The following is a 749-nucleotide window of genomic DNA, read 5'->3' as shown; positions in this document are numbered from 1 at the left end:
TCGTCAATAAACACCAGCAGCGTGCACGCTGGCGCCCGGTCTTCAAACCACCGGTGATCGCTGCCATCGATCTGGATCAGCTCGCCCAGGCACGAACGCCGGTTCCTCGGCTGATGGATCTTGGGTGGACGTTGTCGGCGCGGCGTCCATAAGCGCGCGTCGATCATCAAGCGCCTGACCGTCTCCTTGGCCAGCTTCAGGTTGTGGCACTCGCGCAGCTTCTCGCAGGCCAAGGTCGGCCCGAAATCAGCGTAGCGCTCCTTGATGATGGCTACGGCTCGCACCGCGACTCCTGCATCAATCCGGTGATTGCTCGGCTTGGCGCATCTGCCCGAGATCAACCCCGGCGGTCCTTGTTTGCGCAGACGTGCCGCTAAGCGTCGAACCTGACGCGTCGTCAACAATAATCGCTCGGCGGCTCGCCACGGCTTGAGGTGCCCGTCGACCACCGACTGAATCACTTTAAATCGGTCCAACTCGCGCATCGTCATGGTGATTCTGTCCGTCGCCGCCATCGTAGCCTCCGGCGCCGTGGGAATCGAAGCCGGCTAAGCTTAAGCCGCCGAGAAGCGGACATTTGAATGTAGCTAGAAGCGGACATTACAACTTAGCTGCTACATTGTTTGTCGAGGCTAAGTTCAGATGTCCGCCTTCGGGCTAAGTTGAAATGTCCGGTTTTGGGTCGAGAATGATCTCTGTAGAAGGCAGTTTCCCCACCGCGGCTGCCTGCCTTTCAGAGGTTCGCAAGA

The 749-nt window shown here is 59.1% G+C and carries 1 pseudogene; it reads right to left on the bottom strand.

Annotation, left to right across the window (positions count from 1 at the left end):
• A pseudogene (locus tag FQ746_RS26655) lies at positions 1-515 on the bottom strand (helix-turn-helix domain-containing protein); the annotation flags it as partial.
• Between the last annotated feature and the right edge of the window lie 234 nt (positions 516-749).

The sequence above is a fragment of the Paraburkholderia sp. BCC1886 genome, from assembly GCF_900996245.1.
Lineage (GTDB): Bacteria > Pseudomonadota > Gammaproteobacteria > Burkholderiales > Burkholderiaceae > Paraburkholderia.
Note: the sequence above shows the minus strand (reverse complement) of the source record. Positions and strands in the feature narration are given on the sequence as shown.